Origin of the sequence: Promicromonospora sp. MEB111 (genome assembly GCF_030209445.1) — a bacterium.
In the GTDB taxonomy this organism is placed as follows: Bacteria; Actinomycetota; Actinomycetes; order Actinomycetales; family Cellulomonadaceae; genus Promicromonospora.
Genome location: NZ_JARVSD010000003.1, coordinates 231,535 through 250,122, shown reverse-complemented (window position 1 = coordinate 250,122; position 18,588 = coordinate 231,535). Strand labels below are relative to the sequence as shown.

General features: G+C 66.7%; 30 protein-coding genes. All 30 read right to left on the bottom strand.

Features of this window, described 5'->3' with window-relative positions; translation table 11 throughout:
• Window positions 1–71: 71 nt before the first annotated feature.
• Window positions 72–446: a 30S ribosomal protein S13 gene (gene rpsM / locus QRN56_RS02985; RefSeq protein ID WP_036964594.1), complete on the bottom strand. Its 375-nt coding sequence runs from the start codon at window positions 444–446 to the stop codon at window positions 72–74.
• 183 nt (window positions 447–629) lie between these two features.
• On the bottom strand, window positions 630–743 hold the full coding sequence (rpmJ, locus tag QRN56_RS02980) for a 50S ribosomal protein L36 (RefSeq protein ID WP_003956441.1): 114 nt from the start codon (window positions 741–743) through the stop codon (window positions 630–632).
• A gap of 127 nt (window positions 744–870) precedes the next feature.
• Complete coding sequence (infA, locus tag QRN56_RS02975; protein WP_020016137.1) at window positions 871–1,092, bottom strand: translation initiation factor IF-1; 222 nt, start codon at window positions 1,090–1,092, stop codon at window positions 871–873.
• 295 nt (window positions 1,093–1,387) lie between these two features.
• Window positions 1,388–1,801 (bottom strand): hypothetical protein, encoded by a 414-nt coding sequence (locus QRN56_RS02970; protein WP_285100998.1) that lies wholly within the window; start codon window positions 1,799–1,801, stop codon window positions 1,388–1,390.
• Window positions 1,802–1,860: 59 nt separating this feature from the next.
• Window positions 1,861–2,748 carry a type I methionyl aminopeptidase gene (gene map, locus QRN56_RS02965; RefSeq protein WP_285100997.1) on the bottom strand — a complete coding sequence of 296 codons (888 nt, stop codon included), beginning with the start codon at window positions 2,746–2,748 and terminating at the stop codon, window positions 1,861–1,863.
• A 3-nt stretch (window positions 2,749–2,751) separates the two neighbouring features.
• Complete coding sequence (locus QRN56_RS02960) at window positions 2,752–3,309, bottom strand: adenylate kinase (RefSeq protein WP_285101254.1); 558 nt, start codon at window positions 3,307–3,309, stop codon at window positions 2,752–2,754.
• A gap of 80 nt (window positions 3,310–3,389) precedes the next feature.
• The gene (gene secY / locus QRN56_RS02955; RefSeq protein WP_285100996.1) at window positions 3,390–4,685 is read right to left on the bottom strand and encodes a preprotein translocase subunit SecY; all 1,296 of its coding nucleotides are present in this window, start codon (window positions 4,683–4,685) and stop codon (window positions 3,390–3,392) included.
• A gap of 213 nt (window positions 4,686–4,898) precedes the next feature.
• Window positions 4,899–5,351, bottom strand: a complete 453-nt coding sequence (gene rplO, locus QRN56_RS02950) for a 50S ribosomal protein L15 (RefSeq protein ID WP_285100994.1) — start codon at window positions 5,349–5,351, stop codon at window positions 4,899–4,901.
• A gap of 2 nt (window positions 5,352–5,353) precedes the next feature.
• Complete coding sequence (rpmD, locus tag QRN56_RS02945) at window positions 5,354–5,536, bottom strand: 50S ribosomal protein L30 (protein ID WP_020016131.1); 183 nt, start codon at window positions 5,534–5,536, stop codon at window positions 5,354–5,356.
• Window positions 5,536–6,189: a 30S ribosomal protein S5 gene (gene rpsE, locus QRN56_RS02940; protein WP_020016130.1), complete on the bottom strand. Its 654-nt coding sequence runs from the start codon at window positions 6,187–6,189 to the stop codon at window positions 5,536–5,538. Before rpsE ends, rpmD begins: the two co-directional genes overlap by 1 nt.
• Window positions 6,190–6,220: 31 nt before the next feature.
• Window positions 6,221–6,592: a 50S ribosomal protein L18 gene (gene rplR, locus QRN56_RS02935; protein ID WP_182620570.1), complete on the bottom strand. Its 372-nt coding sequence runs from the start codon at window positions 6,590–6,592 to the stop codon at window positions 6,221–6,223.
• 2 nt (window positions 6,593–6,594) lie between these two features.
• The gene (rplF, locus tag QRN56_RS02930; protein WP_285100992.1) at window positions 6,595–7,131 is read right to left on the bottom strand and encodes a 50S ribosomal protein L6; all 537 of its coding nucleotides are present in this window, start codon (window positions 7,129–7,131) and stop codon (window positions 6,595–6,597) included.
• 21 nt (window positions 7,132–7,152) lie between these two features.
• Window positions 7,153–7,551 carry a 30S ribosomal protein S8 gene (gene rpsH / locus QRN56_RS02925; protein WP_026365832.1) on the bottom strand — a complete coding sequence of 133 codons (399 nt, stop codon included), beginning with the start codon at window positions 7,549–7,551 and terminating at the stop codon, window positions 7,153–7,155.
• 73 nt (window positions 7,552–7,624) lie between these two features.
• The gene (locus QRN56_RS02920) at window positions 7,625–7,810 is read right to left on the bottom strand and encodes a type Z 30S ribosomal protein S14 (RefSeq protein ID WP_021480434.1); all 186 of its coding nucleotides are present in this window, start codon (window positions 7,808–7,810) and stop codon (window positions 7,625–7,627) included.
• A 1-nt stretch (window position 7,811) separates the two neighbouring features.
• Entirely contained in the window at window positions 7,812–8,384 is a 573-nt protein-coding gene (rplE, locus tag QRN56_RS02915) for a 50S ribosomal protein L5 (RefSeq protein WP_020016125.1), read from the bottom strand.
• Window positions 8,384–8,725 carry a 50S ribosomal protein L24 gene (gene rplX / locus QRN56_RS02910; RefSeq protein WP_020016124.1) on the bottom strand — a complete coding sequence of 114 codons (342 nt, stop codon included), beginning with the start codon at window positions 8,723–8,725 and terminating at the stop codon, window positions 8,384–8,386. The genes rplE and rplX overlap by 1 nt, the downstream gene beginning before the upstream one ends.
• Before the next feature lie 2 nt (window positions 8,726–8,727).
• Entirely contained in the window at window positions 8,728–9,096 is a 369-nt protein-coding gene (gene rplN, locus QRN56_RS02905; RefSeq protein WP_020016123.1) for a 50S ribosomal protein L14, read from the bottom strand.
• A 133-nt stretch (window positions 9,097–9,229) separates the two neighbouring features.
• Window positions 9,230–9,520 (bottom strand): 30S ribosomal protein S17, encoded by a 291-nt coding sequence (gene rpsQ, locus QRN56_RS02900; RefSeq protein ID WP_020016122.1) that lies wholly within the window; start codon window positions 9,518–9,520, stop codon window positions 9,230–9,232.
• A 4-nt stretch (window positions 9,521–9,524) separates the two neighbouring features.
• Window positions 9,525–9,764 (bottom strand): 50S ribosomal protein L29, encoded by a 240-nt coding sequence (gene rpmC, locus QRN56_RS02895; RefSeq protein ID WP_020016121.1) that lies wholly within the window; start codon window positions 9,762–9,764, stop codon window positions 9,525–9,527.
• Complete coding sequence (gene rplP, locus QRN56_RS02890; RefSeq protein WP_020016120.1) at window positions 9,764–10,180, bottom strand: 50S ribosomal protein L16; 417 nt, start codon at window positions 10,178–10,180, stop codon at window positions 9,764–9,766. The genes rpmC and rplP overlap by 1 nt, the downstream gene beginning before the upstream one ends.
• Before the next feature lie 2 nt (window positions 10,181–10,182).
• Window positions 10,183–11,028 (bottom strand): 30S ribosomal protein S3, encoded by an 846-nt coding sequence (rpsC, locus tag QRN56_RS02885; RefSeq protein WP_285100990.1) that lies wholly within the window; start codon window positions 11,026–11,028, stop codon window positions 10,183–10,185.
• Entirely contained in the window at window positions 11,028–11,387 is a 360-nt protein-coding gene (gene rplV / locus QRN56_RS02880) for a 50S ribosomal protein L22 (RefSeq protein ID WP_020016118.1), read from the bottom strand. The genes rpsC and rplV overlap by 1 nt, the downstream gene beginning before the upstream one ends.
• A gap of 68 nt (window positions 11,388–11,455) precedes the next feature.
• Window positions 11,456–11,737 carry a 30S ribosomal protein S19 gene (gene rpsS / locus QRN56_RS02875; RefSeq protein ID WP_020016117.1) on the bottom strand — a complete coding sequence of 94 codons (282 nt, stop codon included), beginning with the start codon at window positions 11,735–11,737 and terminating at the stop codon, window positions 11,456–11,458.
• 14 nt (window positions 11,738–11,751) lie between these two features.
• Window positions 11,752–12,588: a 50S ribosomal protein L2 gene (gene rplB / locus QRN56_RS02870; protein ID WP_020016116.1), complete on the bottom strand. Its 837-nt coding sequence runs from the start codon at window positions 12,586–12,588 to the stop codon at window positions 11,752–11,754.
• 31 nt (window positions 12,589–12,619) lie between these two features.
• Window positions 12,620–12,922, bottom strand: coding sequence for a 50S ribosomal protein L23 (gene rplW / locus QRN56_RS02865; protein WP_020016115.1), 303 nt, complete (start codon window positions 12,920–12,922; stop codon window positions 12,620–12,622).
• Window positions 12,919–13,611 carry a 50S ribosomal protein L4 gene (gene rplD, locus QRN56_RS02860; protein ID WP_285100988.1) on the bottom strand — a complete coding sequence of 231 codons (693 nt, stop codon included), beginning with the start codon at window positions 13,609–13,611 and terminating at the stop codon, window positions 12,919–12,921. Before rplD ends, rplW begins: the two co-directional genes overlap by 4 nt.
• Window positions 13,612–13,616: 5 nt before the next feature.
• Window positions 13,617–14,270: a 50S ribosomal protein L3 gene (rplC, locus tag QRN56_RS02855; RefSeq protein WP_285100986.1), complete on the bottom strand. Its 654-nt coding sequence runs from the start codon at window positions 14,268–14,270 to the stop codon at window positions 13,617–13,619.
• A gap of 14 nt (window positions 14,271–14,284) precedes the next feature.
• A complete protein-coding gene (rpsJ, locus tag QRN56_RS02850; RefSeq protein WP_019146773.1) occupies window positions 14,285–14,593 on the bottom strand; it encodes a 30S ribosomal protein S10 in 309 nt (102 codons plus the stop codon).
• 525 nt (window positions 14,594–15,118) lie between these two features.
• Entirely contained in the window at window positions 15,119–16,315 is a 1,197-nt protein-coding gene (gene tuf, locus QRN56_RS02845; protein ID WP_285100985.1) for an elongation factor Tu, read from the bottom strand.
• Between the two features lie 122 nt (window positions 16,316–16,437).
• Window positions 16,438–18,540, bottom strand: coding sequence for an elongation factor G (fusA, locus tag QRN56_RS02840; RefSeq protein ID WP_285100983.1), 2,103 nt, complete (start codon window positions 18,538–18,540; stop codon window positions 16,438–16,440).
• Window positions 18,541–18,588: the final 48 nt, after the last annotated feature.

Below are 18,588 nucleotides of genomic sequence, written 5' to 3'. Positions count from 1 at the left end.
TCTGTAATCTCCTGGTCTGATCGGACCGGGGCGGTCTCAGCTCGGTGAGCCGACCGCTCCACGGACTGCTATCAGCGGGCCTTCTTCTTGCCCGCGACGGTGCGCTTGGGACCCTTGCGGGTGCGCGCGTTGGTCTTGGTGCGCTGACCACGCACCGGCAGGCCGCGACGGTGGCGCAGGCCCTGGTAGGTGCCGATCTCGACCTTGCGGCGGATGTCGGCCGCGACCTCACGGCGGAGGTCACCCTCGAGCTTGAAGTTGCCCTCGAGGTAGTCGCGGAGCGCAACGAGCTCGGCGTCGCCGAGGTCCTTCACGCGGACGTCCGGGCTGATGCCCGTGGCGGCCAGGGTCTCCTTCGCGCGGGTACGACCCACACCGAAGATGTACGTGAGCGCAACCTCAAGCCGCTTGTCGCGGGGGAGGTCGACGCCGATAAGACGTGCCATGTGCCTTCCGGCTCCTGTACTGCTCGTCGGAGGTCTGCCGCACCGCCATCCCGCGAGTCTTCGCGGGCCCCGGCCTCCGGACCGAGGGTTCCCCTGCCCTGTGCGGTTGCCCGCGGGGCTGGTTCGAGGTGGTGCGCTGGTGGTGGCCTCAGCCACCGGCCCGGGCATGTGCCCGGAGGGCGATCAGCCCTGGCGCTGCTTGTGGCGCAGGTTGTCGCAGATCACCATGACGCGACCGTGTCGGCGAATCACCTTGCACTTGTCACAGATCTTCTTGACGCTCGGCTTGACCTTCATCGGGTTTTCCTCCGCCACGAACGTCCGGTCTCCCGGTGCGCGCGCAGCAGTGTCGTGGGTGGTCGATCGTACGGCGACGTCGCCTTCGGCCAGGCCGCGGGTGACGTAGCCCCGGATCGGGGACTGACTACTTGTAGCGGTAGACGATCCGGCCGCGGGACAGGTCGTACGGGCTGAGCTCCACCACCACGCGGTCCTCGGGGAGGATCCGGATGTAGTGCTGACGCATCTTTCCCGAGATGTGCGCGAGAACCTTGTGACCGTTCGACAGCTCGACGCGGAACATCGCGTTCGGCAGAGCCTCGATCACGCTGCCCTCGATCTCGATGACACCGTCCTTCTTTGCCATATCCTCCGCTAACTCTCGTCGTGACTGCTTCCACGCCCACGGCACCGCAGGGAACCCTGCGAAGCCGACAGTCGGGTGTGGATGTCGCGTGTGTCCGCGTACCGCCTACCTCGTGTGCCTCGGCCTGCGCCCCGCTCGCGCGGGGACCGGCAGGCGCCGTCGGCACCCTTTCAAGATCTGGAGGCGTTGAACGGACTACACCCAGCGATCTATCTTACGTCAGTTCGTAAACCATTCAAAGCGAAGACCGCCGACGGCGCACGTCCGGCGCGTGAGCCTCGCCACGCGCGGCCGCTCAGAGGTCGTACTCGACCCCGGGCAGACCGATCATCGTGTGCGGCAGACTGCCCACGAAGAAGAACAGCATCGGCAGCCATCCGAGCACGATGCCCAGGCCGAGCGCGACCAGCACGGACTGCCCGCGGGCCGCCCAGAGCCACACGCCGGCCAGCCACAGCACGATGCCGAGCAGCAGGACGGACTCCCACACCAGGAGCGAGGTGCCGAAACCGAGCGCGATCCCGACCCACAGGAAGGGGCTCGGCACCAGGCGCCGGCCCCAGGCGGCGAGCCAGCGCCCGAACCGTCGCACTCCGCGGCCGACGGCCGGAAGGATCTGCACGTACCAGGGCCCGCGCGTCCGCCCCGGCCCAGCGTGCGCCGGCGCCGCGTAGGTGGTGTCGGGCAGGGTGTGCGCTTCATCGGTCACAGGCCGATCGTAGCCAACTGACCCTGCCTTAAATAGACCCCGGGTGAAAGTCCTCGGGGCTAGGCGAGCGCTACCGGCCGCACCCCGAAGTCGGCGAGGCGCTCGGCTCCCCCGTCGACCGCCGTCAGGACGACGATGCCGTCCTCCGTGATGGCCGTCGAGTGCTCCCAGTGCGCCGCCCGCGAGCCGTCGGTGGTGACCACCGTCCAGTCGTCCGCGAGCACCTGGGTCTCGCCGCCGCCACGGCTGATCATCGGCTCGATGGCGAGGCACATCCCTGACCGCAGGCGCGGGCCCGATCCCGACGTCCGGTAGTTGTGCACGTCCGGGGGCTGGTGCATGGCGCTGCCGATGCCGTGCCCCACGTACTCCTCGACGATGCCGTACTCGGCACCGGTGAGCTCGCCGGCCAGCTCGACGGCGGTCTCGACCGCCTCGCCCACGGCATTCAGCCGCCTGGCCGACGCCAGCGTTGCGATGCCCGCCCACATGGCGGTCTCGGTGGCCCGGACGAGCGCGATGTCGGCGAGGTCCCCTCCTGCGGCGACCAGGTCGTCGTCGGGCAGCCGGTGGTCCAGGGGGCCCTCGGCGCCCAGGACGAAGGAGATCGCCGAGTCGCCGTGCCAGCCCTCGACGATCGCGCCGCAGTCGACGGAGACGAGGTCACCCGCGGCCAGCACCCGGCTGCCCGGGATGCCGTGGATGACCTCGTCGTTGACCGATGTGCAGATGACTGCCGGGAAGCCCTGGTAGCCCAGGAACGACGGCGTGGCGCCCGCCGCCTCGATCGTCCGGGAGGCGACGGCGTCCAGGTCGGCGGTGGTCAGGCCGGGCCGGGCGGCAGCCCGGACCGCGGCGAGCGTCTCGGCAACCACCAGACCGGCGCGCCGCATGAGGCGCACCTGGTCCGGCGTCTTGTACTCGATCCGCTCCCGGCCGAAGACCACCGCTCAGCCCAGCTGGGTCGCGAGCGAGGCGACGATGCGGTCGGTGACCTCGGCGATCTCGCCGAGCCCGTCGACCTGCACCAGCAGGTTGCGCTCCCCGTAGGCCGCCGTGAGCGGGGCGGTCTGCTCCGCGTAGATGTCGAGGCGGCGCGCGATGGCGTCCTCGGTGTCGTCGTCCCGGCCCTCCTCCTCGGCCCGCTTCGCGATGCGGCTCAGGAGCTCCGCACGGTCCGCCGTCAGCTCGATGACGCCGTCCAGCTCCCAGCCGAGGTCGGCGAGGATCTGGTCGAGCTCCGTCACCTGGGCGGCGTTGCGCGGGTACCCGTCGAGGATGAAGCCGTCCTTGACGTCGGGCTGGCCGAGACGGTCACGGACCATCTCGTTGGTGACCTCGTCCGGGACCAGGTCGCCCTTGTTCGTGTACTCCTGTGCGAGCTTGCCCAGCTCGGTCTCCCCCGCGATGTTCGAGCGGAAGATGTCGCCCGTGGAGATCGGGACGATCCCGAAGACCTCGGCGAGGCGGGCAGCCTGCGTACCCTTGCCCGCGCCCTGCGGGCCCATGATGACCAGGCGCGTGACCTGGCCCTCCTGGTCCGGACGAGCGTGCAGCTCGCGGCGAGAGGTGGTGGTGGGAGTCTGGCTCAACGGAGGAATCCTTCGTAGTGGCGCTGCTGCAGCTGGGAGTCGATCTGCTTGACCGTCTCCAGCCCGACGCCGACCACGATGAGGATCGAGCTACCGCCGAAGGGCAGGTTGGTGCTGACGCCAAGGAAGACGAGCACCAGCGTCGGGATCAGCGCGATCAGCGCGAGGTACAGGGAACCGGCGGAGGTGATCCGGGTGATCACGAAGTCGAGGTACTCCGCCGTGGGGCGGCCGGCACGGATGCCGGGGATGAAGCCGCCGTACTTCTTCATGTTGTCCGCGACCTCGTCCGGGTTGAACGTGATCGACGTGTAGAAGAAGCAGAAGAAGATGATCATCAGCGTGTACACCGCGATGTAGAGCGGCGACGACTGCTGGACCAGGTTGTTGGAGATCCAGATGACCCACTCGGAGGTCTGGTCCCCGAACTGGGCGAGGAGGCCCGGGATGGCGAGGATCGACGCCGCGAAGATCACGGGGATCACGCCGGACATGTTGATCTTGATCGGGATGTACGTGCTGGTGCCGCCGTACATGCGGCGGCCGACCATGCGCTTCGCGTACTGCACCGGGATGCGGCGCTGCGACTGCTCGACGAACACCACGAGACCGATCACCAGGACGATGACCAGGATCATGATGGTGAAGTTCACGACGCCGTTGGCGCCACCGGCGATCGACCACAGGGAGGTCGGGAAGCTGGCCGCGATCGACGTGAAGATCAGCAGGGACATGCCGTTGCCGACGCCGCGCTCGGTGATCAGCTCGCCGAGCCACATGACCAGACCCGTACCCGCGGTCATCGTGATGACCATGAAGATCGAGGTGAGGATGGTGTCGTCGACGATCACGTTCAGACCGCAGTTCTGGAAGAGCACGCCCTGACGAGCCGTCGTGATGACGGTCGTGGACTGCAGGATCGCGAGGGCGATCGTGAGGTAGCGCGTGTACTGGGTCAGCTTGGTCTGGCCCGACTGGCCCTCCTTGTGCAGGGCCTCGAAGCGTGGGATGACCACGCGAAGCAGCTGCACGATGATGCTCGCCGTGATGTACGGCATGATCCCGAGGGCGAAGATCGACAGCTGCAGCAGTGCGCCGCCGCTGAAGACGTTGATGAGGCCGAGCAGCGAGTTGTTGCCCGCCTGGGCGATACATTGCTGCACGTTCGCGTAGTCCACACCGGGGGTCGGGATGAACGACCCGAGCCGGAAGATCGCCATGATCGCGATCGTGAACAGCAGCTTGCGCCGCAGGTCTGGCGTCCGGAAAGCCCGGCCGAAAGCGCTGAGCACCCTATCCTCCTGGCCCGCCGTTGCGGGATCTAGTGTCGCCGGCGGGACGCCGGCGAGGTGAGTCGAACGTGGGCCAGACCACAACGGTGCAGCCAGACCGTGTCGGATTCTACGTTGCTTACGGGGTCCGGTGGACCACGTTCGCTCCGGGAAATACTCAAGAGAGCACACAGGGCCGGCCGCGCTCACGCGCCGCCGGCCCTGTCAGCTGTCTCAGGCCTCCGAGACCGAACCGCCGGCCGCCAGGATCTTCTCCTTGGCGGACGTCGAGACGCGGTCGACCGCGATCTCGAGCTTGACGGTGATCTCACCGTTGCCGAGCACCTTCACGGGCTCGCCCTTGCGGACGGCGCCCTTCGCGACCAGGTCCTCGACGGTGACGGAGCCACCCTCGGGGAACAGCGCGGAAAGCTTGTCCAGGTTCACGACCTGGTACTCGACCCGGAACGGGTTCTTGAACCCACGCAGCTTCGGGAGGCGCATGTGCAGAGGCATCTGCCCACCCTCGAAGCCCGCGGGCACCTGGTAACGAGCCTTCGTACCCTTGGTACCACGACCCGCCGTCTTACCCTTCGAGCCCTCACCGCGACCCACACGGGTCTTCGCGGTCTTGGCGCCGGGGGCCGGACGGAGGTGGTGGACCTTCAGCGGCTTGTTCTCCGCCATGATCACTCGACCTCCTCGACGGCGACGAGGTGCGCCACCGTCTTGACCATGCCACGGATCTCCGCGCGGTCCTCCTTCACGGCGGTGTCGCCGATCCGCTTGAGGCCGAGCGTCCGCAGCGTGTCACGCTGGTTCTGCTTGCCGCCGATGGCGGACTTGGTCTGAGTCACCTTGAGTCGAGCCATCACGCACCCGCCTTTGCAGTCGACTCGGCACGACCGGCGGCCTGCGCGCGGAGCAGCGCGGCCGGGGCCACGTCCTCCAGCGGGAGCCCACGACGAGCGGCAACAGCAGCCGGCTCCTCGAGACCCTGCAGGGCCGCGACCGTGGCGTGCACGATGTTGATCGCGTTGGACGAACCGAGCGACTTGCTCAGCACGTCGTGGATGCCGGCGCACTCCAGCACGGCGCGCACCGGACCACCGGCGATCACACCGGTACCCGGCGACGCCGGACGCAGGAACACGACACCGGCAGCGGCCTCACCCTGGATGGGGTGAGGGATGGTGCCCTGGATGCGAGGGACGCGGAAGAAGTTCTTCTTCGCCTCCTCGACACCCTTGGCGATCGCGGCCGGAACTTCCTTGGCCTTGCCGTAGCCGACGCCGACGGTTCCGTCACCATCGCCCACCACGACGAGCGCGGTGAAGCTGAAGCGACGGCCGCCCTTGACGACCTTAGCGACGCGGTTGATGGAGACGACCTTCTCGACGAAGGCGCTCTTCTCCTCGCGCCCGCCGCGACGGTCGTCCCGACGCCCGCCACCACGGCGGTCGTTGCGGTCCTTGTTCTCGGTGGCGGCACCCTGGGGGGCGCCGCTGCGCTGCCCTGCAGCCATCAGAGAGTCCTCTTCTTCCGTGCGTTGGTCATCACAGGGCCAGACCGCCCTCGCGGGCGCCGTCAGCCACAGCAGCGACGCGACCGTGGTACTTGTTGCCGCCGCGGTCGAACACGACGGTGTCGACGCCGACAGCCTTGGCACGCTCGGCGACGAGCTCGCCGACCTTGCGGGCCTTGGCCGTCTTGTCGCCGTCGAACGCACGCAGGTCGGCCTCGAGGGTCGACGCCGAGGCGACGGTCTTGCCCAGGCCGTCGTCCACGATCTGCGCGACCATGTGGCGCGCGGAACGGGTGACGACCAGACGGGGACGAACGGCGGTGCCGGTGATCTTCTTGCGCAGGCGCAGGTGACGACGCTGGCGAGCGACGGACTTGCCCTTGCCCAGGATCTTGATAGCCATCGTCACTTACCAGCCTTTCCGACCTTGCGGCGGACGTTCTCGCCGGCGTAGCGCACGCCCTTGCCCTTGTAGGGCTCGGGCTTGCGGATCTTGCGAATGTTCGCCGCGACCTCGCCGACCTGCTGCTTGTCGATGCCCGAGACCGAGAACTTGGTGGGGCTCTCGACAGCGAACGTGACACCAGCAGGGGGCTCGATGACAACGGGGTGGCTGAAGCCGAGCGCGAACTCGAGGCTCGAACCCTTCGCCACGACACGGTAACCAGTACCGACGATCTCGAGCTTCTTCTCGTAGCCCTCGGTCACGCCCGTGATCATGTTGGCGATCAGCGTGCGGGTGAGGCCGTGCAGCGCACGGGAGTTCCGCTCGTCGTCCGGACGGGACACCACGATCTGGGTGTCCTCCTGGGCGACATTGATGGGTGCGGGCACGTTGTGCTCGAGGGAACCCTTGGGGCCCTTCACGGTCACGAGCGCGCCGCTGACAGTGATGTCCACGCCGGCTGGGACCGGAACGGGAAGCTTGCCGATTCGAGACATTGGCGTTTTCTCCTTTCCGGATTACCAGACGTAGGCGAGGACTTCGCCGCCGACGCCCTTGGCCTGTGCCTGACGGTCGGTCAGCAGGCCGGAGGACGTGGACAGGATCGCCACGCCCAGGCCGCCGAGGACCTTGGGCAGTTCGGTGGACTTGCGGTAGACGCGCAGGCCGGGCTTCGAGATCCGGCGCACGCCGGCAAGGGCGCGCTCCCGGTTCTGGCCGTACTTCAGCTCGAGCGTGAGGGACTTGCCCACCTGGGCGTCCTCCACGGACCAGCCGGCGATGTAGCCCTCGGCCTGCAGGATCTCAGCGATGTGCGTCTTCAGCTTCGACGACGGCATGGTGACCGTGTCGTGGTGCGCCGAGTTCGCGTTACGCAGACGGGTCAGCATGTCTGCGATCGGGTCGGTCATAGTCATCGGGCTCTTGCCCTTCCTCGCCGGGGTATCCGAACTGCCTCGTGTGGCTGGACGGACCTACGGCGTAGTTGTGTTACCAGCTGCTCTTGGTGACGCCGGGAAGCTCGCCGCGGTGGGCCATCTCCCGCACGCAGATGCGGCACAGGCCGAACTTGCGGTAGACGGAGTGCGGGCGACCGCACTTCTGGCACCGGGTGTAGGCGCGAACCGCGAACTTCGGCTTGGCGGCCGCCTTGTTGATCAGGGCCTTCTTCGCCATGTCAGTTCTCCTTGAAGGGGAAGCCGAGACGGCGCAGCAGAGAGCGGCCCTCGTCGTCGGTCGTCGCCGTCGTCACGACCGTGATGTCCATACCGCGGACCCGGTCGATCTTGTCCTGGTCGATCTCGTGGAACATCGACTGCTCCGTGAGACCGAAGGTGTAGTTGCCGTGGCCGTCGAACTGCTTGGGCGACAGGCCGCGGAAGTCGCGGATACGCGGCAGAGCGGTGGACAGCAGGCGGTCGAGGAACTCCCACATGCGGTCGCCGCGGAGCGTGACGTGCGCGCCGATCGGCATGCCCTCGCGCAGCTTGAACTGAGCGATGGACTTACGAGCCTTGGTGACCTGCGGCTTCTGACCGGTGATCGCCGAGAGGTCGCGGATCGCGCCCTCGATGAGCTTCGAGTCCTTGGCCGCGTCGCCGACACCCATGTTCACGACGATCTTCGTGAGACCGCCGGCCTGGTGCAGGTTCTTGTGGCCGAACTCCTCGATCAGCGCCGAGAGGATCTCCTCGCGGTACTTCTGCTTGAGGCGCGGCTGGGCCGGAGCCTCGATGGTCGTCTCGGTCATCAGATGTCCTTCCCGGAGCGCTTCGCGACGCGGATCCGGACGGTCTTGGTACGACCGTCACGCTCCACCTGCTCGAGGCGGTACCCGACGCGGGTGCCCTTCTTGGTCTCCGGGTCGACGATCATCACGTTGCTCACGTGGATCGGCGCCTCGACCGTCTCGATGCCACCGGTGCGGGTGCCGCGCTGCGACTGCCCCACCTTGGTGTGCTTCGTGACGCGCTGAACACCCTCGACCACGAGGCGGTCGGAGTCCTTGAGGACCTCGAGCACGCGGCCGGTCTTGCCCTTGTCGCGACCCGAGATCACGATGACCTGGTCGCCCTTCTTGATCTTCGCCATGGTCAGAGCACCTCCGGAGCCAGCGAGATGATCTTCATGAACCGCTTGTCACGCAGCTCACGACCCACCGGGCCGAAGATGCGGGTGCCGCGAGGCTCACCGTCGTTCTTCAGGATGACGGCGGCGTTCTCGTCGAACTTGATGTAGGAACCGTCGGGACGACGGCGCTCCTTGGCGGTCCGGACGACGACAGCCTTGATGACGTCGCCCTTCTTCACGTTGCCGCCCGGGATCGCGTCCTTGACGGTGGCGACGATGGTGTCGCCGATTCCGGCGTAGCGACGGCCGGAGCCACCGAGAACGCGGATGCAGAGAATCTCCTTGGCACCCGTGTTGTCGGCGACCCGAAGTCGCGACTCCTGCTGGATCATTTGAGTGAACTCCTGTCGTCGAACTGGTTCTCGCGCGGACTGGTTCCGGCGAGCCTGGCCGAACGGATAGTTGCTGTGCTGGGGGCGCCACGCGTACGTGTGTCACGCACCGCCCCCAGCGGGAAGAGAAGTCTTACTTGGCCTTCTCGAGGATCTCCACGAGCCGGAACCGCTTGGTGGCGGACAGCGGGCGGGTCTCCATGATCAGAACGAGGTCGCCGATGCCGGCGCTGTTCTGCTCGTCGTGCGCCTTGACCTTCGTGGTGCGACGGATGACCTTGGCGTAGAGCGGGTGCTTCACCCGGTCCTCGACCTCGATCACGATGGTCTTGTCCATCTTGTCGCTCACCACGTAGCCGCGGCGCACCTTACGCGTCGCGCGCTGGGCCTCGGGGGCCTCAGCAGCAGTCGTGTTGTCGCTCATTGCCTCACTCACTCACGCTCGGAGCCGTACGGATGCCGAGCTCGCGCTCGCGCAGGATCGTGTAGATCCGGGCGATGTCGCGACGCACGGCCTTGAGACGACCGTGGCTCTCGAGCTGGCCGGTCGCCGACTGGAAGCGGAGGTTGAACAGCTCCTCCTTGGCTTCCTTCAGCTTGCCGACGAGAGTCTCGTCGTCCATGCCGTCCAGATCGATCGGGGCGAGCCCCTGGGTACCGATAGCCATCAGACACCACCCTCGCGCACCACGAAACGGCACTTCATCGGGAGCTTGTGCATCGCGCGGCGCATGGCCTCACGTGCAAGGGACTCGTCCACGCCGGCCAGCTCGAAAACGATGCGGCCCGGCTTGACGTTGGCGACCCACCACTCCGGCGAACCCTTACCGGAACCCATGCGGGTCTCGGCAGGCTTCTTGGTCAGCGGACGGTCAGGGTAGATGTTGATCCACACCTTGCCGCCACGCTTGATGTGGCGAGTCATTGCGATACGCGCCGCCTCGATCTGGCGGTTGGTGACGTACGCCGGCTCCAGAGCCTGGATGCCGAAGTCGCCGAACGCGATCTGGGTGCCACCCTTGGCCGCGCCGGAGCGCGACGGGTGGTGCTGCTTGCGGTGCTTGACCCTGCGCGGGATCAGCATGGTCAGGCCTCCGTTCCGGTCTCTGCGGCCGATGCAGCGGGGGTCTCCGCCACTGGAGCACCAGTGGCGGACTCGGCGCTGCGCTCGGCCGGACGCTCGTTGCGACGACCGCCACGACGGTCTCCGCCGCGCTCGCCACGCTCAGGGCGGTCGCCCCGGCCACGGCCCTGACGGGGCGCGGCTGCAGCCTGCTGAGCGGCGAATTCCTTCTCGGTGGTCTCGCCCTTGTAGATCCACACCTTCACGCCGATGCGGCCGAAGGTGGTGCGGGCCTCGTAGAAGCCGTAGTCGATGTACGCGCGGAGCGTGTGCAGGGGCACGCGGCCCTCGCGGTAGAACTCCGAACGGCTCATCTCGGCGCCGCCGAGGCGGCCGGCGACCTGCACGCGGATGCCCTTCGCGCCGGCGCGCTGGGCGGACTGCATGCCCTTGCGCATCGCGCGACGGAACGAGACACGGCTGGCGAGCTGCTCGGCAATGCCCTGAGCAACGAGCTGCGCGTCGATCTCCGCGTTCTTGACCTCGAGGATGTTGAGCTGGACCTGCTTGCCCGTGAGCTTCTCGAGCTCACCGCGGATGCGGTCTGCCTCAGCACCCCGACGGCCGATCACGATGCCCGGACGCGCCGTGTGGATGTCCACGCGGACACGGTCGCGGGTGCGCTCGATCTCGACCTTGGAGATGCCGGCACGCTCGAGGCCGGTGCCCATGAGCTTGCGGATCTGCACGTCCTCACGGACGTAGTCGCGGTACCGCTGACCAGGCTTGGTGCTGTCGGCGAACCAACGCGACCGGTGGTCGGTGGTGATACCGAGGCGGTACCCGTGCGGGTGAACCTTCTGTCCCACTATCGGGCCCCTTCCTTGTCGGCGAGCACCACGGTGATGTGGCTGGTGCGCTTGAGAATGCGCGTTGCACGTCCCTGAGCCCGCGGGCGGAACCGCTTGAGCGTCGGCCCCTCGTCGACGAACGCGACGGAGACGACCAGGTCGTTCTCGTCGAAGCGCTCGCTGGCGCGGTCGGCCTTCACCCGAGCGTTGGCGATCGCGCTCTCCACAACCTTGCGGATCGGCTCGCTGGCGGCCTGCGGTGCGAACTTCAGCACCGCGACGGCCTCAGAGGCCTGCTTGCCACGGATGAGGTCCACGACGCGCCGGGCCTTCTGGGGCGTGACACGGACGAACCGCGCCTGCGCCTTGGCTTCCATTGCTGTCCTGCTTCCTTTTCTCAGACAGTCCAGGTCATCACTGCTGTGGGTGGGGAGAACCCCACGCCTCAGCGGCGACGACCCTTCCTGTCGTCCTTCACGTGGCCGCGGAAGGTCCGCGTGGGAGCGAACTCGCCGAGCTTGTGGCCGACCATCGCCTCGGTCACGAAGACCGGGACGTGCTTGCGACCGTCGTGCACGGCAAAGGTGTGACCGAGAAAGTCGGGCGTGACGACCGACCGACGGGACCAGGTCTTGATGACATTCTTGGTCCCCTTCTCGTTCTGGACGTCCACCTTCTTCTGGAGGTGTCCGTCGACGAAGGGGCCCTTCTTCAGGCTACGAGGCATGTTTCAGGCTCCTATCAGCGCTTCTTGCCGGTACGACGGCGACGGACGATCATCCGGTCGCTCGACTTGTTCGGACGGCGGGTACGACCCTCCGCCTGGCCCCAGGGGCTCACCGGGTGACGACCACCGGACGTCTTACCCTCACCGCCACCGTGGGGGTGGTCGACCGGGTTCATGGCGACACCGCGCACGGTCGGGCGCTTGCCCTTCCAGCGCATGCGGCCGGCCTTGCCCCAGTTGATGTTCGACTGCTCGGCGTTGCCGACCTCGCCGACCGTCGCGCGGCAGCGCAGGTCGACGTTGCGGATCTCACCGGACGGCATGCGCAGCTGCGCGTACGGGCCGTCCTTGGCGACGAGCTGCACCGACGCACCAGCCGAACGCGCGATCTTCGCACCGCCGCCGGGCCGGAGCTCGATGGCGTGGATGACCGTACCGGTCGGGATGTTGCGCAGCGGCAGGTTGTTGCCGGGCTTGATGTCGGCGCCTGCACCGGCCTCGATGCGGTCGCCCTGCGACAGCTTGTTCGGCGCGATGATGTAGCGCTTCTCGCCGTCCGCGTAGTGCAGGAGCGCGATGCGGGCCGTGCGGTTGGGGTCGTACTCGATGTGAGCGACCTTCGCGGGCACGCCGTCCTTGTCGTGGCGACGGAAGTCGATGACGCGGTAGGCGCGCTTGTGGCCGCCACCCTTGTGCCGCGTCGTGATACGACCGGTGTTGTTACGACCACCGGTCTTGCTCAGCGGGCGGATCAGCGACTTCTCCGGCTGCGAGCGCGTGACCTCGACGAAGTCGGCGACGCTGGAGCCTCGACGGCCGGGCGTCGTCGGCTTGTACTTACGGATTCCCATGGAAACCTGTCCTCAATCGTCTCTCGTCAGCTCAGCCGACCGGACCGCCGAAGATGTCGATCGTGCCCTCGCGGAGGGTGACGATCGCACGCTTCGTGTCCTTGCGCTTGCCGAGGCCGAAACGCGTGCGACGCGTCTTGCCCTTGCGGTTGATCGTGTTCACCGAGGCGACCTTGACGCTGAAGACCTTCTCGATCGCGATCTTGATCTCGGTCTTGTTGGCGCTCGGGTCCACGATGAAGGTGTACTTGCCCTCGTCGAGAAGGTTGTAGCTCTTCTCGGAGACGACCGGCGCGAGCAGGATGTCGCGCGGGTCCTTCACAGTGACGCTCACTTGGCGTCCTCCTCGGTGGTCTCGGCCTCGGACTCCGTCGCGACAGCCTTCCCGCCCTTGGCCGGGCCCTCGAGGAACGCGGCGAGCGCGCCCTCGGTGAAGATGACGTCGTCGGAGACGAGCACGTCGTAGGTGTTCAGCTGGTCGGCGACCAGGAGGTGCACCTCGGGCACGTTGCGGAGCGACTTGATCGTCGCCTCGTCGTCGCGCTGCGTCACGACGAGCACGTTCTCGCGCTCCGTGAACTTCTTGATCGTGGCGAGCGCCGTCTTGGTGGACGGGACGCCCTCGATGCCGAAGCCGGCGACGACGTGCACGCGACCGGCACGAGCGCGGTCGGAGAGCGCACCGCGCAGGGCGGCGGCCTTCATCTTCTTCGGGGTGCGCTGGTCGTACTTGCGCGGCTGCGGGCCATGGACGGTGCCACCACCGGCGAACTGCGGGGCGCGCGTCGAACCCTGGCGGGCGCGACCGGTGCCCTTCTGCTTGTACGGCTTGCGGCCACCACCACGGACCTCGCCACGAGTCTTCGTGGAGGCCGTGCCCTGGCGCGCGGCTGCGCGCTGCGCAACGACCACCTGGTGGATCAGCGGGACGTTCACGGCGACGTCGAACACCTCAGCGGGGAGGTCGGCGGTGCCGGACTTCTTGCCCTGGGCGTCCAGGACGTCGACAGTCAGAGCGGTCATCGGGTTCACGCTCCCTTCGCGGCGTTACGCACGAGGACGACGCCACCCTTGGGGCCGGGAACCGCGCCCTTGACGAGCAGCAGACCCTTCTCGGCGTCGACCGCGTGAACGGTCAGGTTCTGGGTGGTCTGACGGGCGTTACCCATCCGACCGGCCATCCGCAGGCCCTTGAAGACTCGCGACGGCGTCGAGGCGCCACCGATCGAGCCCGGCTTGCGGTGGTTGCGGTGCGCACCGTGCGAGGCGCCCACGCCGGAGAAGCCGTGACGCTTCATCACACCGGCGGTGCCCTTGCCCTTGGTGGTACCGACGACGTCGACCAGGGCGCCGGCCTCGAAGGCCTCAGCGGTGATCTCCTGGCCGAGCGTGAACTCGCCGGCGTTCTCGGTGCGGATCTCGGCCACGTGACGGCGCGGCGTCACGCCGGCCTTCTCGAAGTGGCCCTTGAGCGGCTTGGTGACCTTGCGGGGGTCGACCTGGCCGGCCGCGAGCTGAACCGCCGCGTAGCCGTCGGTGTCCACCGTGCGGATCTGGGTCACCACGTTGGTGCCCACGGAGACCACGGTCACCGGCACGAGGCGGCCTGCCTCGTCCCAGAGCTGGGTCATACCAAGCTTCGTGCCGAGCAACGCGGTCACGTTCTTCTGCTGGTTGGTCATGATGTCCTCCAGCCTCAGAGCTTGATCTCGATGTTCACGTCCGCCGGCAGGTCGAGTCGCATGAGCGAGTCGACGGCCTTGGGCGTGGGATCGATGATGTCGATGAGCCGCTTGTGCGTACGCATCTCGAAGTGCTCGCGGCTGTCCTTGTACTTGTGAGGCGACCGGATCACAACGAAGACGTTCTTCTCCGTCGGCAGCGGCACCGGACCCACGACCGTCGCACCAGCGCGAGTGACCGTGTCGACGATCTTGCGCGCCGAACTGTCGATCACCTCGTGGTCGTAGGACTTGAGCCGGATGCGGATCTTCTGTCCCGCCATGGCGTCGTCTGACTCTCTCTCTCGAACCGCTACTGTCCGACCCACGCACTCGGGCGTGTCGCTTAATGCGGCACAGCCGGGCGCAGAACACCATTGCTGGTGCCGGGGCCGTTGGGAAGTGATCTGACCCAGCTCTACAGCCGGACCGACCACGACGTTTGCCGAGCCTGCTCGGAACAGTGCCTCCGGAGATCCGGAGGACGTGTGCTCCGCGGGGCGCCCCATACGCATCGAATAGCAGGCGATAAACCCCGCGACCCCTCATCCGGATTACCCCGGGAGGATGACCGCTCCAGCCTCTGTCGGCCCCGATCGATCCGGGACCTGGACTGCGGTTCTGCACACTGTTCGACACTTGAAAGAGCGCGCCTGTGACAGGCAACTATGCAATCTTGCCATACGACTTGGCATGTACCAAACGCAAGGCGGTGTGATGCCCACTACTCAAGCAACAGGGCCCGGGCGCCGAAGCGCCCGGGCCCCATCGTTCAGCTGACTTCCGTCAGATGAGTCCGTGCTCCAGGATCACTTGAGGATCTTGGTGACGCGGCCCGATCCGACCGTGCGGCCACCCTCGCGGATGGCGAAGCCCAGGCCCTCCTCCATGGCGATCGGCTGGATCAGCTCGACCGACATCTCGGTGTTGTCGCCGGGCATGACCATCTCGGTGCCCTCGGGCAGCGTGATGACGCCGGTGACGTCCGTGGTACGGAAGTAGAACTGCGGGCGGTAGTTCGAGTAGAACGGGTTGTGACGGCCACCCTCGTCCTTGCCCAGGATGTAGACCTGAGCCTCGAAGTTCGTGTGCGGGGTGATCGAACCCGGCTTCACGACGACCTGGCCACGCTCGACGTCCTCGCGCTTGATGCCACGCAGGAGGAGACCGGTGTTGTCGCCGGCCTGCGCCTGGTCCATCTGCTTGTGGAACGTCTCGATGCCCGTGACGGTGGTCTTCTGCGGAACGCGGATACCCACGATCTCGACATCGGAGTTGATGTCCAGGGTTCCACGCTCGACCTTGCCGGTGACGACGGTGCCACGACCGGTGATCGTGAAGACGTCCTCGATCGGCATGAGGAACGGCTTGTCGAGGTCGCGCTCCGGCTCCGGAACGTTCTCGTCGACGGCGTCCATCAGCTCGACGATCTTCTCGACCCACTCCGGGTCGCCCTCGAGAGCCTTGAGGCCCGAGACGCGAACGACCGGCGCGTTGTCACCGTCGAACTCCTGCGAGGAGAGGAGCTCACGGACCTCCATCTCGACGAGCTCGAGGATCTCCTCGTCGTCGACCATGTCGGACTTGTTGAGCGCCACGAGCAGGTAGGGCACGCCGACCTGGCGGGCGAGCAGCACGTGCTCACGCGTCTGGGCCATCGGGCCGTCGGTCGCGGCGACCACCAGGATCGCGCCGTCCATCTGGGCGGCACCGGTGATCATGTTCTTGATGTAGTCGGCGTGACCCGGGGCGTCGACGTGCGCGTAGTGGCGCTTCGGCGTCTCGTACTCGATGTGCGCGATGTTGATCGTGATACCGCGCTGCTTCTCCTCCGGCGCGGCGTCGATCTCGTCGAAGTTGCGCTGCGTGTTCGCCGGGAGCTCCGGGTACTTGTCCGCAAGCGTCTTCGAGATCGCGGCGGTCAGCGTCGTCTTACCGTGGTCGACGTGACCGATCGTGCCGATGTTGACGTGCGGCTTGGTCCGCTCGAACTTGGCCTTAGCCACTGGGGTCCTCCTGGGACTTGGGTAGATGTTCCGAACGTTGCAGATGCTCGGCCAAGAAGCCTACAACTGCGGGGCGTGCGGTTTTTCCTACAGGTTGGTTGTGCGGGTCGACCTGTGGGGACTCACTCGCCCCGGGTCTTCTTGATGATCTCTTCGGCAACTGCCTTGGGAACCTCGGCGTAGCTGTCGAACTGCATCGAGTACACCGCGCGACCCTGGGTCTTCGACCGGAGGTCACCGATGTAGCCGAACATCTCGCTGAGCGGCACCTGGGCGCGAACGACCTTCACACCGGTCGCGTCCTCCATGGACTGGATCATGCCACGTCGAGAGTTGATGTCGCCGATCACGTCGCCCATGTACTCCTCGGGCGTACGCACCTCGACGGCCATGACCGGCTCGAGCAGGACAGGGTCGGCGCGCTTGACGCCTTCCTTGAAGACCATCGAACCGGCAATCTTGAACGCCATCTCCGAGGAGTCGACGTCGTGGTACGCACCGTCGATCAGCGTCGCCTTCACGCCGACGACCGGGAAGCCTGCCAGCACACCCTGCTGCATGGCCGACTGGATACCGGCGTCGACCGACGGGATGTACTCGCGCGGGATGCGGCCACCGGTGACGGCGTTCTCGAACTCGTAGAGCTCGCCCTCCGACGTCTCCAGCGGCGCGAAGGTCACCTGGACCTTGGCGAACTGGCCGGAACCACCCGTCTGCTTCTTGTGCGTGTAGTCGATCTTCTCCGCCGTGCGGCGGATCGTCTCGCGGTACGCGACCTGCGGCTTGCCGACGTTCGCCTCGACCTTGAACTCGCGACGCATGCGGTCGACGAGGATGTCGAGGTGGAGCTCGCCCATACCGCCGATGACGGTCTGGCCGGTCTCGTCGTCCAGCTTCACGCGGAAGGTCGGGTCCTCCTGCGCGAGCTTCTGGATCGCGGTCGACAGCTTCTCCTGGTCGGCCTTCGTCTTCGGCTCGATGGCCACGTCGATGACGGGCTCCGGGAAGCTCATCGACTCGAGGATGACCTGGTCCTGCGGGTCCGACAGGGTGTCACCGGTGGTGACGTCCTTGAGGCCGATGAACGCGTAGATGTGCCCTGCGTGGGCTTCCTCGACCGGGTTCTCCTTGTTGGAGTGCATCTGGAAGAGCTTCCCGATGCGCTCCTTCTTGCCCTTGGTCGAGTTCTGCACCTGGGCGCCCTGCGCGACCTTGCCCGAGTAGACGCGGACGTAGGTCAGCTTGCCGAAGAACGGGTGCGTGGCGACCTTGAAGGCGAGAGCCGAGAACGGCTCCGACTCGTCGGGGCGACGCTCGATGATCTTCTCGGCGTCCTTGACGTCGTGGCCCTGGACGGCCGGCACGTCGAGCGGCGACGGGAGGTAGTCGATGACGGCGTCGAGCATGGGCTGCACGCCCTTGTTCTTGAACGCCGAGCCGCAGAGGACCGGGAAGGCCTCCGAGTTGATCACGAGCTTGCGGATGCCGCCCTTGATCTCGGCGATCGTCAGCTCCTCGCCGCCCAGGTACTTCTCGAGCAGCTCCTCGTCGGTCTCGGCGACGGCCTCCACGAGCTGGGCACGGTACTGCTCAGCCTTCTCCTGGAGGTCGGCCGGGATCTCCTCGACCTCGTACTCCTCGCCCATCTTGGTGTCGCCGCGCCACGTGAGCGCCTTCATCTCGACCAGGTCGACGACGCCCTCGAAGTCGTTCTCAGCACCGATGGGGAGCTGGATGACGAGCGGCTTCGCCTTGAGGCGGTTGATGATCGTGTCGACGGTGAAGTAGAAGTCCGCACCGAGCTTGTCCATCTTGTTGACGAAGCAGATACGCGGGACGTCGTACTTGTCCGCCTGCCGCCACACCGTCTCGGACTGGGGCTCGACACCCTCCTTGCCGTCGAAAACGGCAACCGCGCCGTCGAGCACGCGGAGCGACCGCTCCACCTCGACCGTGAAGTCGACGTGGCCCGGCGTGTCGATGATGTTGATCTGGTTGTTCTTCCAGTAGCAGGTCGTCGCGGCGGACGTGATCGTGATGCCGCGCTCCTGCTCCTGCTCCATCCAGTCCATCGTCGACGCACCGTCGTGCGTCTCACCGATCTTGTAGTTCACACCCGTGTAGAACAGGATGCGCTCGGTCGTCGTGGTCTTTCCGGCATCGATGTGGGCCATGATGCCGATGTTGCGGACCTTGTTCAGGTCGGTCAGCACGTCGAGTGCCACGGTGTCTTACCCCTTGGTCTAAAGGTGGGCTTGGGGGCCGGCGGTTAT